General features: G+C 59.0%; 12 protein-coding genes. 9 read left to right on the forward strand and 3 right to left on the reverse strand.

Annotated features, from left to right (window positions below; all coding sequences use genetic code 11):
• The first annotated feature begins 156 nt into the window (after nt 1-156).
• Genes IQ35_RS10150 through IQ35_RS10160 form a run of 3 tightly spaced genes read left to right on the forward strand, consistent with a single transcriptional unit; the run spans nt 157 to nt 2,533 of the window.
• A complete protein-coding gene (locus tag IQ35_RS10150) occupies nt 157-519 on the forward strand; it encodes a hypothetical protein (protein WP_145073104.1) in 363 nt (120 codons plus the stop codon).
• Nucleotides 498-872: an EthD domain-containing protein gene (locus tag IQ35_RS10155; protein ID WP_145073107.1), complete on the forward strand. Its 375-nt coding sequence runs from the start codon at nt 498-500 to the stop codon at nt 870-872. The genes IQ35_RS10150 and IQ35_RS10155 overlap by 22 nt, the downstream gene beginning before the upstream one ends.
• Nucleotides 869-2,533 (forward strand): FAD-dependent oxidoreductase, encoded by a 1,665-nt coding sequence (locus IQ35_RS10160; RefSeq protein WP_145073110.1) that lies wholly within the window; start codon nt 869-871, stop codon nt 2,531-2,533. The genes IQ35_RS10155 and IQ35_RS10160 overlap by 4 nt, the downstream gene beginning before the upstream one ends.
• Nucleotides 2,534-2,536: 3 nt before the next feature.
• On the opposite strand, the gene IQ35_RS10165 is transcribed toward IQ35_RS10160, so the two are convergent.
• The 3 genes from IQ35_RS10165 to IQ35_RS10175 all read right to left on the reverse strand — a co-directional run bounded on the left by IQ35_RS10165 (nt 2,537) and on the right by IQ35_RS10175 (nt 6,941).
• Complete coding sequence (locus IQ35_RS10165) at nt 2,537-3,382, reverse strand: TIM barrel protein (RefSeq protein ID WP_021245458.1); 846 nt, start codon at nt 3,380-3,382, stop codon at nt 2,537-2,539.
• Nucleotides 3,383-3,552: 170 nt separating this feature from the next.
• Nucleotides 3,553-5,889, reverse strand: a complete 2,337-nt coding sequence (locus tag IQ35_RS10170; RefSeq protein WP_021245460.1) for a TonB-dependent receptor — start codon at nt 5,887-5,889, stop codon at nt 3,553-3,555.
• Nucleotides 5,890-6,026: 137 nt separating this feature from the next.
• A complete protein-coding gene (locus tag IQ35_RS10175; protein ID WP_145073116.1) occupies nt 6,027-6,941 on the reverse strand; it encodes a 3-keto-5-aminohexanoate cleavage protein in 915 nt (304 codons plus the stop codon).
• A 286-nt stretch (nt 6,942-7,227) separates the two neighbouring features.
• On the opposite strand from IQ35_RS10175, the gene IQ35_RS10180 reads away from it, so the two are divergent.
• From IQ35_RS10180 to IQ35_RS10205, 6 genes are all read left to right on the forward strand, one after another.
• The gene (locus IQ35_RS10180) at nt 7,228-7,839 is read left to right on the forward strand and encodes a TetR family transcriptional regulator (protein WP_158636642.1); all 612 of its coding nucleotides are present in this window, start codon (nt 7,228-7,230) and stop codon (nt 7,837-7,839) included.
• Nucleotides 7,840-8,192: 353 nt separating this feature from the next.
• Nucleotides 8,193-8,357, forward strand: a complete 165-nt coding sequence (locus tag IQ35_RS10185) for a helix-turn-helix domain-containing protein (RefSeq protein WP_199739938.1) — start codon at nt 8,193-8,195, stop codon at nt 8,355-8,357.
• On the forward strand, nt 8,324-11,881 hold the full coding sequence (locus tag IQ35_RS10190) for a helicase-related protein (protein ID WP_199739939.1): 3,558 nt from the start codon (nt 8,324-8,326) through the stop codon (nt 11,879-11,881). Before IQ35_RS10185 ends, IQ35_RS10190 begins: the two co-directional genes overlap by 34 nt.
• Nucleotides 11,878-12,315, forward strand: a complete 438-nt coding sequence (locus IQ35_RS10195) for a hypothetical protein (RefSeq protein ID WP_145073124.1) — start codon at nt 11,878-11,880, stop codon at nt 12,313-12,315. Before IQ35_RS10190 ends, IQ35_RS10195 begins: the two co-directional genes overlap by 4 nt.
• Complete coding sequence (locus IQ35_RS10200; protein WP_145073127.1) at nt 12,312-15,104, forward strand: DUF1156 domain-containing protein; 2,793 nt, start codon at nt 12,312-12,314, stop codon at nt 15,102-15,104. Before IQ35_RS10195 ends, IQ35_RS10200 begins: the two co-directional genes overlap by 4 nt.
• 12 nt (nt 15,105-15,116) lie before the next feature.
• Nucleotides 15,117-18,416 carry a DUF499 domain-containing protein gene (locus IQ35_RS10205; protein ID WP_145073130.1) on the forward strand — a complete coding sequence of 1,100 codons (3,300 nt, stop codon included), beginning with the start codon at nt 15,117-15,119 and terminating at the stop codon, nt 18,414-18,416.
• Nucleotides 18,417-18,461 lie beyond the last annotated feature (45 nt).

Raw genomic sequence — 18,461 nt, forward strand, 5'->3', positions numbered from 1 at the left:
CTCCTCGATGCTGGCGAAACAGCCCATTGGAGGCCGCTCTCGCCGACAGCTTCCGCCCAGTCTCCGAAGTAAGCCGCACGCTCAACGAGGATAATATATGCCGGCGATCCTTGCCCCAGTGTTCGGGCCGCTCGAAGCACTTGTGACGATTCCGAGATGTCGGTGAACGACATACGCTATAAATTTGCCCTCAACGACGCGTTCGATTTCTTTGCGGGGAGCGCATTTACCTACAATAGCAGGATGAATTCGAGCATTGGCTCGCCCGCGGTGCCGACGATCGACGACTTCACTCTGCCCGGTCTACAAGCGGGCGTCGAAACCAGCGACGGCAAATATCGGTTCACCCTGCGGGGCAAGAATGTCACCGACAACTATCATTGGTCGAGCACCTTCCTCGGGTTCGACACGGTAACGCGTTTCGTCGCGCCGCCGGCGACCTATGGGATTAGCCTGTCGGGCCGTTTCCGGCGGCCGGAACGAAGAGGAGAAACGGGATGTTCAAGGCCATATGCCTGATCCGGCGCAAGCCGGGCATGACGCGCGAGGCTTTCATCGATCGCTATGAGAACGGCCATGCCGTGCTTTGCGCCAAGCTCATTCCCGGCATGGTCGGCTATGTCCGCCGTTATGTCGTGCCGGACCAGACCTTTCTCTATCCCGGCGCACCGGATCTCGACTTCGATGTGCTCACCGAGCTCTGGTACGAAAACCGCGAAGCCTATGAGGCATCGATGAAGAGCCTGGAGGATCCGGCGGCGGCGCACGCACTCGCCGAGGACGAGCGCAAACTGTTCGACCTGTCTTCGATCAGGCGCTTCATCGTCGAGGAACGCACATCGGCGCTGCCACCCGGGGGATCGGGCCAGTGAGCGCCGACACGATCCCCGACGAGACTGTCGACCTGCTGATCGTCGGCAGCGGCGCCGCATCCATGTCCGCCGCGCTGCGTGCCGCCGACGCCGGCCTCTCGGTGCTGGTCGTCGAAAAGCAGGATCGCTTCGGCGGTTCGACCGCGGTATCGGGCGGCGTGCTGTGGGTGCCCTGCAGTTCCGTCGCGCGGCGCGCGGGCGCCCAGGACAACTCCGCCGATGCCCATGCCTATTTTGACGCCTGCCTGGGCCCTGAGACGCGCGCCACATCGCGCGCGCGGCGCGACGCCTTCCTGAGAGAGGGGCCGCGCTGCCTCGATTTCCTTGAAGGCCTCGGCATGCGCTGGGCCTATGGCGACGGCTATTCGGACTATCATGAGGGCGAATATCCGGGTGGCAGCGTACGCGGGCGGGCTATCGTCGCGCCGATGTTCGACCTGCGTGAGCTTGGTGACTGGGCAGAGCGGATCGGTTTCAACCTGGACCTGCCGCCGGTGATGTTCCAGGAGACGGTGCCGCTGCGTTCGCGCGGACGCACATGGGCAAGCAGACTCGCCTTCCTGCGAGTCGGCTGGCGGATGATACGCAACAGGCTGGGCGCACGCCTCGTCGGCATGGGGCCGGCGCTGTACGGACGGCTGTTCCAGCAGGCGGTAAAGCGCGGCGTGATGTTCCGCTCGGGAATCACGGTTCGGGCCTTCAAGACCGACGGCGCGCGCATCAGCGGCGCGGAGATCACGTGGCAAGGGACGCCCTCGACGATCCATGCGCGCCGCGGGGTCCTGCTCAACACCGGAGGCTTCGCCCACAATCCGCGGATGCGCGAAACCTGGCAGCCGAAGCCCGCGTCGGTCGACTGGACGCTCGCCAATCCGGGCGACACCGGCGAGATGATCGAGATGGTTCGCGATCTCGGCGGGGCCATCGACCTGATGGATGCAAGCTGGTGGTTGCCCGGCACGACATTGCCCGGCGGCATCCGCCTCTATCTGGTGCCGGAACTCCAGCAGCCGCATGGCTTCGTCGTGGATTCGACCGGCCAGCGCTACATGAACGAGGCGACCTCCTATGTCGCGATCGGCCGCGCGGTCTACGAACGGCAGAAGACCGTATCCGCAGTGCCGAGCTGGCTGGTGATGGATCGCCAGTATATGGAAAAATACTGGATCCTGGGCCAGCCGATGAAAACAGTGCCGCAAGCCTGGCTCGATCAGGGCATTATCGTCGAGGCGCCGACGCTGGCCGACCTTGCCGCCAAATGCGGGCTATCTCCAGACGCGCTCAAAGCCTCGGCGGACCGCTTCAACGGCTTCGCCCGCACCGGCCTTGACGAGGATTTCGGCCGAGGTCGCAGCGCCTATCATCGGCTGTTCGGCGATCCGTTGCACAAACCGATACCAGGGTTGGGCACCGTCGAGAAGCCGCCCTTCTATGCGATGCCCTTCTATCCGGCGGATGTCGGGACGGCGGGCGGCGTGTTGACCGACGAGCATGCCAGGGTGCTGCGTGAAGACGGGTCGCCGATCGAAGGCCTCTATGCCGCCGGTAACTGCACCGCGACGGTGATGGGTCGCAGCTATCCCGGCGCGGGCGCGAGCATCGCGCCGTCTCTGGTCTTCGGCTATGTTGCCGCCGGTCACACCATCGACGGCAATCGCTGAGGTTCAGATCGCGTCGTCGATCGCCGCGAGCCTGTCGAGCACGATCCGCTCACCTTCGGCGCCTTCGCCCGACACGTCATGTTCCAATTCGATCAGCCCCGTATAGCCGAGCGAGCGGATATGGCGCAGCACATTGGCCCAGTTGAGTTCACCGCTGCCCATCTCGCCGCGCCCCGGATTGTCGGCAACCTGGATAGCAGCGACCATGTCCCAACAGCGGGTGAGCGCGTTGATAACGTCACCGCCTCGCGCCTGGGCATGATATATATCGAAGACCATCCGAACTGCGGGACTCCCCACTGCCTGCGCCACCGCATAGGCATCGGCGACATCTGCCAGCAACTGCGACGGATAGTCCCGGGTATTTACAGCCTCGAGGCAAATCACCACCCCCGCCCGCTCGGCAAGCGGGGCCGCGCGCTTGAGGTTCTCGACCAGCGCGGCGCGCTGATAAGTCGCCGCCTCGCCGTCGCGGCGGCCAATCAACGTGGTCATCAACCGTCCGCCAACGCGTCTGGCGGCCTCGATTGACCCTTCGAGCTCGGCGATCATCGCGGCCCGATCATTGGGGTCACGCGACACCCAAAGGGGCAGGTTCCAACTCGTTACATTGTTGACGAAGCAACCCATATCGAGACCGCGCCGCGCCAGCTCGACGCCAATTCGTGTCTGTTCCTCGACCGGCCGGACCTTGAGGAAATTGTCTTCGATGCCGGCAAAGCCGTTATCCTGGGCGAAAGCGATATGCTCGATCGGGTCGACCGATCCCACGAGATGGCGGAATAATGGCGTGTCGAGCGAGTTGAGACCGATGTTGGACGCATAGCGCATGATTCGCTGAGCCGGCATGGCGGTCGATCCCCTCCGACGGGCATCCCGTGTCCCATCTTTGAGATCAGTATAGTCATAAACTTCAAATATTCTAGCATCTATCGCCATGGAACGGGTGCCTGGCGAACTGACGTGCGAAAGAAGCCGGTGCGACCAACACCAGCTTCTTCCCCCCTATTGGCCATCGATCAGAAGAGGTTCGGCTTCACTGTCACCCGGATCATCAGCTCGCGCCCGCGATTGGGCGCGCCGATGATGTCCGCCTGGCGATTGGCGACCGCAGTACCCGACGCCCCGCCGCTGAACGGCTGTTCCGAGGATCGCACCACATAATATTTGTTGCCGAGGTTACGGCCCACCAACGCGACTTCCCAGCGATCGTCGGGCGCACCGACGCGCAGGCTCGCGTCGAACAGCCAATAGGACTTCTGATAGCCCAGCGGCTCGTTGTACGCATTGTTGAAATAGCCGCCGCTATAGTTGGCGTCGCCGCTCAGCCCGACCTTGAGGCCGGACATGGTCGTCTCATAGTTGAAGCCGCCGTAACCACCCCATTTGGGGGCACGAACGATCGGCTGGCCCGCGAGATTCTGCTGCGTGAACACGCCGCTGACCGGGGCGAGGCTGCACCCCTGCGCGACCGACTGCCCCTTGAAGCAGGCGAAGGTGAACAGGTCATATTCAGCCTCGTTATAGGAGACGGCGCCACGCAGCGTCAGGCCCGTGACGGGGCTGGTCCAGTTGCCATCGAGCTCGATACCGCGCGTGTGCGCCTTGCCGGCATTGGTAGACAGGTTGCTGACGCCCGTGGTCGCGGCAACCTGAAGTCCGCGGATATCATAGTCGAACAGGGCCAGGTTGAGGCGCAATGTCCGGTCGAACAGCCGCGCCTTCACCCCGATCTCGCCGCCGCGATTGGTCTGCTGGTCGTAACTGAGATTCACGCCGGTGTAGCTCGCCCCGGCCGAGCCGTTGAACCCGCCCGACAGGAACCCCCGCCGATAGGACGCGAACAGGTTCAGATCGGAAGTCGCGCTCCATTTGACGGTGAGCTCGGGCGAGAAATTCGACCAACTGTCCTGCGGCACCGCGGAAATCTGCTCGACCCCGCGGGATATGGTACGGATGCGCTTGCTTTCATGCGACCAGCGCCCGCCGGCCGACACTTCGACGCTGGCGGCCGGCTTGAGGACGAGTTGGCCGAAGAAGGAATAGGATTCGCCGCGCTGGCTGTTGTCGACATTGAAGAGGCTGGTGATCACGCCTCCCGGCGAGAAATAGGCACGGTTATGATAGTCGATCGCGCCTGACTGGTACATTGCGCCAGCGGAGATGTTGGCCAGGCCGTCGAAAGAGGTCAGGACGCGCAGTTCTTGGTTGATATCGCGGTAGGTGACCCGTTCCGGTGTGTAGAGCAGGTTGCTTTGGATATCGATCGCGCTGGTGTTGCTCAGGTTGTTGGTGTGGAACCGGTAGACGCCGGTGATCGAGGTCACCGTCACGTCGTCGACAGGCTTGAAGTTCATTTCGAGCGAGGTGAGAACCTGATTTCGGTCGGAAAACAGCTTGCCGCCATGTTTGGTCGGGAAGACCGCCTGGAACGCGGGTCCAGGATCGATCAACGATGTCTTGCCATTGGCCTGGCAGTCCATGTTGGCGCTTGCGAGTTGCGGCGTCGCGCCCGAACAATTGACGATCTGATTGATCGACGTCGGGCCGCTGTCCTTGCCCGCGCCATAAGCGAGCTTGAACCGCGCGTTGAACCGGTCGTCGGGCTCATATTTCAGCGTCAGGCGCGCGGCGAACTCATGCCCTTCGGGCCCGCGGCCGAACGACTTGAGCGATCCGGCGGCAGGCACAGAGACATTGTCAATATAGCCGCGCATGGACGAGAAATAGCCGGCAACGCGAATGCCCAGCGTGTCGGTCATCGGGCCGGACGCATAGCCTTCCAGCCGCTTCTCCCGCGCTCCGAATTCATAGCCCGCCGACACCTTCATGTCGAATTCCGCGGTTGGATCGGCGCTGCGTATCGAGATGACGCCCCCGGGGCTGTTCTTGCCGAAGAACAACGCCTGGGGACCCTTCAGAATTTCGACGCTCGCGACATCCATCGAGGCGAGGCGCTGGACGCTGGAGCGCGCGACCTGGATGCCGTCGATGTTGAACGATACGGCCTGATCCGAAAAGGGATTGATCTCCGATCCGGCGATGCCGCGGATCGCAATCGGCGCGCCCTGCACGCCGCCGGTATTCTCACCGATCAGCAGCAACGGCGTTACCCGCGACAGCCCCTCAACATTGGTGATAGACCGGCGCGACAGCTCTTCGCCGCCCACAGCCTGCAGCACGACCGGCGTGTCGAAGGCGGTTTCAGCCCGCTTGCGGGCGGTGACGATGATCTCGCCACTCGCGTCGGCGCTCTGGTCACCGACCTGCGGCGGCGCCGTTTGGGCCCATAACGGACTGGTTCCCGACAGCAGCAGCGTGACCGCGCACGTCAAGCGTAGTTGAGCTTTCATCATCAATCCTCCCTGGGTCAGCACCACGTCATCATTTCGCGGACGCGGCTTGTGATTTTACGACCGGCGTGGATCGGCATTCCGACAACGCCGGGTTCATTCTCGATTGTCGGCTTTCTACCTTCGGCGGCGACCGGACGTTACGCCGGCACCTTTTCCTTCATGCCAAGATATCCCTTGGCATCTTTCCCACTCACTACTGTCCGATCGACCTTGCTGGCCATGAGCTTGACCGCTTCGACCATCTCCAGATTGCTCATGCCGCTCGCGCCGGAAACATCCTCTATGCCGACGCGAATATGGCCACCGCGCTCGAGCGCGAGTTGCGCCACGGCTGAATCCAGTATCGCGTCCCCTTGCGCCGAAACCATCCAAGGCACGTCGATATCCCCGATGGCTTCCAGACAAGCGTCGAGCGCGCGCTCCGTCGGCGCGAGCCCAAAGCGCATTTGCGGTTCCAGGTGAGAGCCTGTGACATAGCGGCCGGCGAACCAGATCTTGATGAACGAGCCCGCCGGGATCAGACCGCGAGCGGCATATTCGCGTATCCAATAGACGCTACCAAGGGAATAAACACCGAAGGAGATCGGAGCCTGATATTCGTTGGCAAACGTCACAAGCTCATGGCAGTCCGCAAAGTCCGCAGCGGCGAAATTCTTTCGTCCCGAAGACGGAAGCCCGTCAGCATCGGACACGGCATATTCAACGCCGCCCATCTCGATCGAAAACATGTTCAAATCACCCGATTCTGCGAGTGCCTTGACATGTTCGTTGATCTCCCAGAGCCGTTCGCCCTTCATCGGCGCCGGATACATCAGCGCATCGGGATGCGTCGTGCGAAGCTCTCGTTGAAAGCGCGTGACCTGTTCGATCTGCTGCTCCCGGCTTAACGCCCAATCGTGATGGTAGTGGATGATGGAAGCTCCGGCGTCGAGGCACTCGCGTGCAGCGATCAAGGAAGGTTCATATACGCTGATTTGTTCGCTCTTTGGCCGATCTATCCTGTAATGGGAGACCGCAACCTCGATGATGAAGGGGTTTGACGACAACGTCATTTTCCTAATCCTCTCAGAGACTACCGATATATAATAATCATTTTTCTGTGATTAAAATTATATATTTACTTATTTATATAAAATAAATTCATAATTTCGTCGACGATTATCCGAATTATATTATGAGATAATATCATATTTCCCAGATATATTGTTACAATGACAGCATTGGCAGAAACTGTCAACCAATAAATTTTAGTATGTAATGCGGGAACGCGCAAAATCTTTGGCAGATTTTTCGCCGCCTCGGACCTAGGATGCGAGCGCATGATTCAGGAGAATGCGTTTGGTCCCGATCCAGTTGATTCGCGCTGTTGAAGACGAAGCGGCCCCCTCATACGACCCTGCGAGGCAGGTATCGCACGCCGCGCTGTCGCTTTTCGTTAAAGCGGGAACCACCAGGTTCAGCGTCAAGGAATTGGCAGAACATGCCGGAATTTCGGAACGCACCTTCTATCGCTATTTCCCGCGCAAGGAGGATGTCGTCCGCCCGGTGCTGTCGGCTGGCGCGAACCAGTTCAGTGCGCTGTTGGCGGCGCGGCCAGAGACGGAATCGGTGCTCGATGCGCTCAAGGCCGCCTTCGCCCTGTCCTGGTGGGGCGAATCGACCGAGCAGGCCCAGGTCTTACGCGCGCTGATGCACGAGACCGACGTGTTGCGAACGATCTGGCTCGACATCATCGCCGAAACCGAGATTCGGCTGAGGGTAGCCATCGCCGCGCGGATGGGGCTGGACGAGGGCGCGACCCGGACCCGATTGATCGCGAGCGTAGTCTGCGCCGTGATCCGCAGCTCGGCAAGCGCCTGCGACAGCAGCAATCCGCATGCCTTGGCGGACGCCTTCGCGCGCGACCTGGACTGCGTCGCGGCCGGGCTATTCGGCGTCGAGCGCGGCTAAAATCGCAAAACCGGGGCGTCGGCAAGCGCCCCTCCGTCTCTACAGACCGGACCATCGCCCCGAATGGCGCAGAGCTGGTCGCCTTCCGGGAAACCGTCCTTCGATATCAATGACTTATGAATAAATGGCGGTGGGCGAGAGCCTGCGGGCGAACTCTCTCGTCGCAGAGCAGCGCGCTGCAGCGGTTCGGATTAACAGTCTGCCGAACTTAGCTACGCCCTGACTTCAAAACTCACTGATTTTGTGGCCAGTCGCGAATGCTACGATTGCAGTTGCTGCTCAGCCAATTTTTCCCTATTTTCTCAAATGAGAACAACCCTCCTGATGGGAGTCGGCACTTGGAGAGCGACGTAATGACCATCAAGGAGGTTTCCGATTACCTCAAGCTGGCTGAGAAAACAGCCTATCGCCTCGCTGCCGAAGGAAAGATCCCCGGGTTCAAGGTTGGGGCCTCCTGGCGCTTCCGGAAGAGCGAGATTGACCGATGGATTATCGCTCAAGAGCAGGGGCGTGCCTGATCCATGGGGAATTCGAAGTGACTGTTCTCGAAGACCTGAAAAACGGGGCTGTCGTTCAGGGCATTATACCCAGCCAGCCCGTAGAAATTGTGTCCGTCGACTGGATAGGCCAGCAGGCCGTCAATCTCGTCTACCGCGTCCCTGGTGGGTCGGTGGCAGAGACCACGCTCTATCGCGACGATGAGCACCGCCTGTCCGTTGAAACCCGCGGCCACGCTTGGTCCTTTGACGCCGACGGCGCTCTGCTCCGGCTGGTGACCGAGGCAAACCGGATCAAGCTGGCCCACTTCTTCGACCCCTACCTCGCCATCCACACCAGCCTGGTCGAGCCCCTGCCGCATCAGATCTCTGCGGTATACGGCGAGATGCTCACGCGCCAGCCGCTAAGGTTCCTGCTGGCCGATGACCCGGGCGCCGGCAAGACGATCATGGCCGGCCTGCTGATCAAGGAGCTGATTGCCCGCAGTGATCTCGAACGCTGCCTGATCGTGGCGCCAGGCAGCCTAGTCGAACAGTGGCAGGATGAGCTCGGCCAGAAGTTCGGCCTGGAGTTCGACATACTCACCCGCGACATGATCGAAACATCCCGGTCCGGAAACGCTTTCAACGATCACCCGCGGCTCATCGCGCGCCTGGACGTGCTGGCCCGCAATGAAGACCTGCAGCAGAAACTCTCCAGTTCCACCGAGTGGGATCTAGTGATCTGCGACGAAGCCCACCGCATGTCGGCGTCCTATTTCGGTGGCGACGTGAAATACACCAAGCGTTACCAGCTGGGCCAACTGCTGGGCCAGGCGTCGCGCCACCTACTGCTCATGTCGGCCACACCCCACAACGGCAAGGAGGAGGACTTCCAGCTGTTCATGGCCCTGCTGGATGGCGACCGGTTCGAGGGCCGCTTCCGAGACGGCGTCCACTATGCCGACACGGCCGATATGATGCGTCGCCTGACCAAAGAGGAACTGCTCCGGTTTGATGGCCGACCACTTTTCCCGGAGCGCCGCGCCTACACCGTAAAGTACGAGCTCTCGCCTGTGGAGGCCGAACTCTACAGTGCCGTCACCGAATACGTCCGGACAGAGATGAACCGCGTTCAGAGGTTTGCTGATCAGGATGGCAAGAAGCGCAACAACGTCGGATTCGCCTTGCAGATCCTGCAGCGCCGCCTCGCATCGTCGCCGGCCGCGATCTACCAGTCCCTGAAGCGTCGTCGCGAACGCCTCGAAAACCAGCTCGCAGAGGCGCGTCTTGCTCGCCGCGGTGGTCGGACCGACTTCAGCGTCGTGAACGTGCGGGAAGACGACCTGCGCGACATTGAGGAATACGGCCAGGACGAGGTCGATGAGATCGAGGACCTGATCTCGACCGGTGCGACCACCGCCGAAACCATCGAGCAGCTGGAGATCGAGGTCCAGACCCTCAAGGGTCTGGAGAGCATGGCGTTGAACGTTCTCGGCTCAGGCCAGGACACCAAGTGGACCCAGCTCAACCGCATCCTCGACGATGACCTGATGGTCGATGCCGATGGCAACCGGCGCAAGCTGATCATCTTCACCGAGCCCAAGGACACCCTGCATTATCTCGTCGACAAGGTGCGGGCGCGCCTTGGCAAGCCTGACGCTGTCGATGTGATCCATGGTGGCGTCACCCGTGAAGAACGACGCAAGATCGTCGAGCGGTTCATGCAGGACCGCGACATGCTGGTCCTCATCGCCAATGACGCAGCCGGCGAAGGCGTGAACCTTCAGCGCGGCCACCTGATGGTGAATTACGATCTGCCCTGGAACCCCAACAAGATCGAACAGCGCTTCGGCCGTATCCACCGGATCGGCCAGACCGAGGTCTGTCATCTCTGGAACCTCGTCGCGGCCGACACCCGTGAGGGCGAGGTTTATGGCCGTCTGCTGGAAAAGCTGGAGGCCGCCCGTGAAGCGCTCGGCGGCCGCGTCTACGACGTCCTGGGCGAATTGTTCGAAGGCACGGCCCTGAAGGACCTGCTGTTCGAGGCAATCCAGTACGGCGAACAGGAGGATGTCAAAGCCCGCCTGTTCCAGGTGGTCGACGGAGCCGTTGATCAGGACCACCTACTGCGGCTGCTTGAGCGCCGGGCGCTCACCAACGACACCATGCCCCAGACCAAGGTGCATGAGTTGCGGCTGGAAATGGAAAGGGCTGAGGCCCAACGGCTTCAGCCCCACCACGTTCAGAGCTTCTTCGTCGAGGCCTTTCAGCACCTGGGTGGCCAGATCAAACGCCGGGAGGAAGGCCGCTGGGAAATCCTTCATGTGCCCGTGGTCCTGAGAGAGCGCGACCGACAGATCGGCTCGGGCGCGCCGATCCAGAAGAGGTACGAGCGGATCTGCTTTGAAAAGGGCCGGATCAATCAGCAGCCAGTGGCGGCCTTCCTCTACCCGGGGCATCCGCTGATGGAGGCGGTGATCAGCGTCATCCGCGAGCAGTACGACCACCTGATGAAGCGCGGCGCTGTTCTGGTCGACGATACCGACCCCGGAGAGGGCATCGAGGCCCTGTTTCTGCTCGAACACAGCGTGCAGGACAGCCGCCTGACCTCCACAGGCAAGCCGCACATTATTTCCGAGAAGCTGCAGTTCGCGGCGATCGACAAGGATGGCAGGGCCACGGACGCCGGGATCGCGCCGCACCTCAATCTGAGGCCGGCCACCCCCGCCGAGGTCGCCCTGGTCGATGACCTCCTGCATGAGGACTGGCTGCGCAACGATCTGGAGAAGACAGCCGTTCGCTTTGCCACGGTGGAGCTGGCTCAGAGTCATGTCGCCGACGTCAAGGCCCGTCGGGTTCCAGAAATCGACAAGGTCGAACAGGAAGTCCGCGCGCGGCTGAAAAAGGAAGTGAACTACTGGGACGCCCGGGCCTTCGAGCTCAAGGAAGAAGAACGGGCCGGCAAGAAGACACGCCTTAACTGGCAGAACGCCCAGCGCCGTGCAGAAGACCTGGCTGAACGGCTTAAGCGCCGGATGGCGATCCTGGAGCAAGAGCGGTTCATTTCATCCCAGCCACCGCGGGTGCGGGGCGGCATGATCGTCATTCCGCGCGGATTGCTGCAGGCACGTCAGCCAGAAGGTGGCGCTGGAGGTGGCGGCTTTTCTGAAGACCCGGTTGCCCGCCGGTTGATCGAGATCGCCGCCATGACTGCAGTGATCAATGCGGAACTTGCGCTCGGCAATTCGCCCAAGGACGTTTCGGCCCAGAAGGTCGGCTACGACATCGCATCCTACGACCCCAAGACGGATCACCTGCGCTTTATCGAGGTCAAGGGCCGGATCGATGGTGCCGATAGCGTGATGATCACGCGGCAAGAGGTCATCACCTCCCTGCATGAGCCGGACAAATTCATCCTGGCGATTGTTCAGGTCGAGGCCGGGTTCGCCCGAGAACCGCGCTATGTTCGCGGCGCTCTCGACACGCGTGAACCCCCGTTTGAACAAAACGCCATTCAATTCAATATCAATCGTCTATTGGAAAGGGGCGAGATTCCATCATGACCGCAAAAATAGGGTCAAAGCCTAAGGCTGTTGTCTATTCGTTTGAAGGCAGGTGGGAGGATTCGCTCCGCTCTGGTAAAGTGCGCGTGTTCTTTAGAAAGCGGCGCCCCGTTAACGTACCAGAACGCATATATTTATATGTAGGCGTCCCTATAAAAAAGATAATTGGGTATGCAGAGGTAGATAAAATTGCAGATATTTCCCAATCCGAAGCTATTTCAATTAAGTCTTATGGGCATATAACTAAAGACGAAATAGTCACCTATATGGGTGAAAGAAAATATATAAATGCCATTTATATTAAAAATCATAAAATATTTAAAACTCCACTATCTCTAAACTTTTTAGAGGAAAATTTTGGATTTAATCCACCCCAAAGCTTTTCCAATCTAGATGAGAAAATGGAAGCAGAATTTATAGCGAGTGGACGATGAAAAAAAAGCTAATTGAAGTCGCCATTCCGCTTGAAGCAATCAATACGGCTTCGATAAGGGAAAAATCGATACGTCATGGGCATCCATCTACGCTGCATTTGTGGTGGGCGCGACGCCCCTTAGCTGCGTGTCGCGCAGTTCTGTTTGCCCAACTCGTTGACGACCCCTCGAGCCATCCGGATAGGTTCCCGACCCCTAAAGCCGTGGAAGCGGAGCGGCTGCGACTGTTCTCGATTATTGAGGAACTAGTTCAGTGGGAAAGCACGACAAATGACGAGGTTCTAGAGCGGGCGCGAGCCGAAATCAGAAGCTCTTGTGGCGAAGATCTCCCGCACATCTACGACCCATTTTCTGGTGGGGGCTCGATTCCACTAGAAGCCCAGAGGCTGGGATTGCCTTCCTACGGATCAGATTTGAACCCGATTGCAGTCATGATCGGGAAATCCATGATCGAAATCCCTCCCAAATTCCTGCATCAAGCTCCTGTCCACCTGGGCGCTGGCGGTCGCACATCATATAGGTATGCGGAAGGCCTTGCCGAAGATGTGCAGCATTATGGCGAGTGGATTCGCCAGCGAGCATTCGAGAGAATTGGGGAATACTATCCATCAGTCGAAATTCCCGTTGGCACCAATGCTGCCGGCGGAAAGAAGGATGGCAAGGTAGTTGCGTGGATATGGGTTCGAACGGTTCCAAGTCCTGATCCAGCATTTGCTGATGTCGAAGTGCCATTGCTTTCGAGCTTCACACTTTCTTCAAAGAAGGGGCGTGAAGTTTGGATCGAGCCAATTGTTGATAAAAATTCAAAAACAATCTTATTTAGCATCCGCACTGGAGGGACCAGTGCCGAGATCAAAGCTGCCGAAATGGGAGCAACTGCTGGTAAACGGCAGGGTTTTCGTTGCCTGATTTCTGACGCTGCAATAACATATGATTACATTCGAACTATTGGGCAAGCTGGCAAGATGGGCACGAGGCTTGTAGCAATTGTCGCCGAGGGCAAACGGGGGCGTATATTTCTTCCTGCAAATGATGAGCACGAACGCATAGCGCACTCGGCAAATCCAGAGTGGAAGCCTAGACTAGTTCTTCAAGGTAAGGCACAAGTGAATGTCGCAAACTACGGCATAACGACAGTCGGAGACCTATTCACAAATAGACAATTGCTGGCATTAGATACAATTTCGAACCTTATATCTGAGGTTAAAAAGAAAATCGAGAGCGATGCAATTAGCCGCGGCATGGCTGATGATGCAAGGCATCTCAGAGATGGTGGTGCAGGCGCACTCGCTTATTCCGAAGCGGTTAGCCTTTATCTTTCTTTTGGTGTCAGCAGGCTGGCTGACATATCTAATGCTCACTGCAACTGGTCCAGGTCGGCAAATCAGGCGGTCCACTTATTTGGCCGGCAGGCCATCCCGATGGTCTGGGATTTCGCTGAAACAGCTCTTTTCTCAGACATGGCAGGAGACTTCCGCACTTCTCTGAATAGCATCGTTAAGGCGTTGGTGCGATTGAACCCTGCATCTGAAGGATTTGAAGTGCAGCACGATGCACAGTCCATGTCCTATCCGGAAAATGCGGTTATAAGCACCGACCCCCCATACTATGACAACATTGACTATGCAGATTTATCTGATTTCTTTTTCGAACTAATGAAGAGGAATGCTTCAGATATTTATCCAGATATATTTCAAGTTCTTGCGACTCCAAAAAATGAAGAGCTTGTCGCTTCTCCATCAAGGTTTGGTGGAAAAGATGCCGCGGAAAGCCATTTTCTAAATGGAATGAGTGTCGCAATTGCTAATATGGCTAGGGGGGCAAATTCGAATTTTCCAACGACGATATATTATGCATTCAAGCAGAGTGAAATTCAGGCTGAAGGCATTAGTTCAACCGGGTGGGCTACATTTTTATCAGCCGTCATGTCGGCTGGATTTCAGATAGTTGGCACATGGCCTATCCGGACCGAACGCGATACTGGGCTTAAAGTCGGGATGAATGTTCTGGCGAATTCCGTCGTGCTGGTGTGCCGAAAAAAGATCTCTACTGCGGAGGTCATCACTCGTGCGGAATTCATCCGCGCTCTAAAGCGAGAATTGCCGCCAGCAATCGCTGAGCTTCAGGCCGCCAACATTGCCCCCGCAGACATGCCCCAATCGGCCATTGGCCCCGGCATGGGTGTGTTTTCGCGCTACAAAGGGGTTCTAGAGTCCGATGACAGCCCGATGAGCGTAAAAGCCGCCTTGCAACTGATCAACCGGGAGCTTGATGACTATCTCGGCGGTATTCAGGGGGAGTTCGATGCGGACACCCGTTTTGCCATTACCTGGTTTGAGCAGAACGGGTTGAAGGCCGGTGATTATGGCACAGCGAACAACATCGCCACTGCGCGTGGGATTTCGGTCGAAAGCGTTAAGCACGCCGGGATCGTCGAAAGCCAAGCCGGCAAGGTTCGAGTTCTCCGCCGGGACGAACTGGATGACAAATGGGAGCCTGGGACCGATCAACACCTGACGATCTGGGAATGCCTTCAGCATCTTGTGCGCTTGCATGAAAAGGACGGAATTTCACATGCAACAAGCGTCCTGCTTAAGAAGATCGGCGACAAGGGCGAGGCTGTTAAGGACCTCGCGTATATCCTTTATGATATCAACGCAAACAAGCGTCAGGACGCCAAAGAGGCGATCGCCTACAATGCTCTGATTGCAGACTGGACTGAACTGTCCCGCCAAGCTGCGACGGTATACGATACGCGTGGCGACCTTCAGCAGCGACTTGACCTTTAAGGACGATAGAAGATGGCCAAGAGCACCCGCCAATATGTCTTTGAAGGCATGGAGCTTCTTCCCGAAGCCCTGGTCCCGTTCGTTGAGAAGCGCCTAGAAAGTTCACTCACCGGTCACTGGCAGGTGGAGGTGGTGCAGCGTGTATCCGGCCTGAAGCCCAACTCCAATGGGGAGGTCGGCTGGGATCAGCAGGGTCTTTTGAAGACCATGATGGCGTTCTGGAAGGACGCGTTCTCCATGGTGCTAGGGCACCCGGAGCGCTCCTACATCTCAGAGCTTCTCGATGTGCGAAATAAGCTCTCGCACAATGAGACCTTCACCTATGACGACGCGGAGCGCGCCCTTGACACCATGAGGCGGCTCATGGAGTCGATCAGTGCAGGGGATGTGGCGACCGAGATCGCCAAGATGCGCGATACGATCCTGCGCACCAAGTTCACCGAGTTGCAGCGCAATGAGGAACGTCGGAAGACCCACCGCCTTGACATCTCGGTCGAAACCGTTGCCGGCCTCATGCCCTGGCGCGAAGTGGTGGAGCCCCACCAGGATGTCGCCACCGGCGAGTTCCAGCAGGCGGAGTTCGCCGCGGATCTTGCCAAGGTGCACAATGGCAGCGCGCCGTCAGAGTACAAGAACCCGACCGAGTTCTTCGCTCGCACCTATCTAACAGAGGGCTTGAGCAACCTACTGATCGGCGCAGCCAAGCGGCTGTCCAGCGCAAGTGGCGATCCGGTCGTTGAACTTCAGACCAATTTTGGCGGCGGCAAAACGCACTCGATGTTGGCGCTCTATCACATGGCTAGCGGCACGGCGGCCCAGGACCTTCCGGGACTAGACCAGTTGCTGTCGCAGCACGGACTGACCGTTCCTAAGAAGATCAACCGGGCTGTCTTGGTCGGCACCTCGCGCGGCCCGCAGGATGTCTTAAGCGTTGAAGGTGGTCTGAAAATTCGCACCACTTGGGGCGAATTGGCTTGGCAGCTGGGCGGGGCCGAAGGCTTTACCATGGTAGCCGACAATGACGAGCGTGGGATCGCTCCAGGCTCCAACCTTCTGGAAGCCCTCTTCAAGAAGTATTCGCCATCGCTGATCTTGATCGATGAGTGGGTCGCTTATCTTCGTCAGGTCTACAAGGTGGAGGGCCTGCCATCGGGCTCCTTCGACGCCAACCTCTCCTTCGTCCAATCGCTGACAGAAGCGGTAAAGGCGAGCCCAGGCACATTGCTTGTGGCGTCGCTTCCAGCATCGCAGATCGAGGTCGGCGGCGAAGGCGGGCAAGAAGCGCTCGTGCGGCTCAAACAGACCTTCAGCCGCGTGGAGTCATCATGGCGGCCGGCTTCTCAGGAAGAGAGCTACGAGATTGTCCGGCGACGCCTGTTCAAGGAAATCCCCAGCGATCGCTTCCATCACCGCGACAACACGCTGAAGCAGTACGCAAAACTCTATCGTGAAAACGCTGACGATTTCCCGAAGGGATGTGCAGACGAGGACTACCGGCGCAAGCTGGAAAAGTCTTACCCGATCCATCCCGAGATGTTCGACCAGCTCTATACGAGCTGGGGCTCGCTGGAGAAGTTCCAGCGCACGCGTGGTGTGCTGCGTCTCATGGCGCAAGTCATCCACGAGCTTTGGATGGGCAATGATCCGTCGGTCATGATCATGCCAGGGAGCGTGGCCATCAGCTCGGCACGCGTGGAGCCAGAGTTGCTCCATTATCTCGATGCCAGCTGGCAATCGATCATCGCTGGAGACGTCGATGGCATTACATCAACGCCATACAAGATTGACCAGTCTGCGCCGAACCTAAACCGCTACTCCGCGACCCGCCGGGTCGCGCGCACCATTTTCATGGGCACAGCGCCCACACATGGGCAGGAGAACAAGGGGCTCGACGACAAGCAGATCAATCTGGGTGTGGTCCAACCAGGAGAACGCCCTGCGATCTTCGGGGATGCATTGAGGCGTCTCACCAACCAGGCCAAGTTCATGCACAGCGACCTTGGGCGCTATTGGTATTCGATGTCGGCGAGCCTGAACCGGATCGCCGCAGATCGTGCCGGGCAAATCGAGGAGGCGTTGGTTCTTCTGGAGATCGACAAGGCGCTGGGGAGCTACATCAACGGCCTGTCCGATCGCGGGCATTTCGACGCCGTACAGGTCGCGCCGGGCAGCTCGTCCGACGTGCCTGACGAAGCTGGAGGCGTGCGCGCAGTCGTGCTGGGTGTGGCGCACTCCCACACCGGTCGCGAGGGCTCAGAGGCCATGACCGAGGCTAAGGATATCTTGTTGCAGCGGGGCACGACCCCGCGCGTCTATCGCAACATGCTGGTCTTCCTGGCTGCGGAACAGCGCCAGCTAGACAACCTTAAGGCCTCCATGCGCTCGGCCTTGGCCTGGGCGGAGATCGTCCGGGAAATCGACCGGCTGAACCTGACCCAGAGCGACAGCGCCCTGGCGAAGGCCAAGCTCGTCGAGGCTAACGAAACGCTGAAGACGCGGCTCAAGGAAGCCTGGTGCTATCTGATCTACCCTGTGCAGGAAACCGCACAGGCCGATCTGGAATGGACGACGGCAAAAGTTCCGGCCCAGGACGGATTGCTGGCCAGGGCAAGCAAGAAGCTTGTCAGCGATGAGGGCCTGCTCCCCGAGCTCGGCCCGGCCCGCCTTGACCGCGAGCTGCAGAAATACATCTGGAACGGCAAGTCCCACCTGCATCTCAAGGACCTGTGGGAGTATCTGAACCGCTACACCTACATGCCGCGGATCAAGAACCGCGAGGTTCTGGCCAAGACGGTTCAGGCAGCCGTCGGCGGTATGCTCCCGGGCCCGTTTGCGTATGCCGAGCGATGGGACGAGGCCAAGAAGACCTATGCTGGTCTGGCGATTGACCACGCAGGTGGGGCGCAGATCGTCATTGATAGCGAGTCCGTTATCATCCAGCCGGATGTCGCTGAGGCTAATCGGCCCAAGCCAGCGGTTGTGCCGGAGGGCGGAGGCGCCGCTCCGGGGACTACGCCACCAATCCCCGGCGGTGGTCAGGCGGGAACACCTCCAATCGAACCTGGACCAGTGGTCGAGAAGAACCCGACGCGCTTCTCAGGAACAGTCATGATCTCACCAGATCGGCCGGCGCGTGTCATGCACCAGATCGTTGAGGCCATTGTCGAACAGTTGACCACGATGGCCGGCAGCGAGGTGACCCTCAGGCTTGAGATTGACGCGGAGGTTCCGACAGGTCTGGACCGCGCCAAAGTCCGGACCCTGATCGAGAATGCGACCACGCTTGGGTTCATCGAGAAGATCATCAAATAGGTAACGCCATCACCAAGGCCGGCTCGATGCTGGCCTTGGTGAATG

Source organism: Sphingobium wenxiniae (assembly GCF_007830065.1).
Classification (GTDB): Bacteria; Pseudomonadota; Alphaproteobacteria; order Sphingomonadales; family Sphingomonadaceae; genus Sphingobium; species Sphingobium wenxiniae.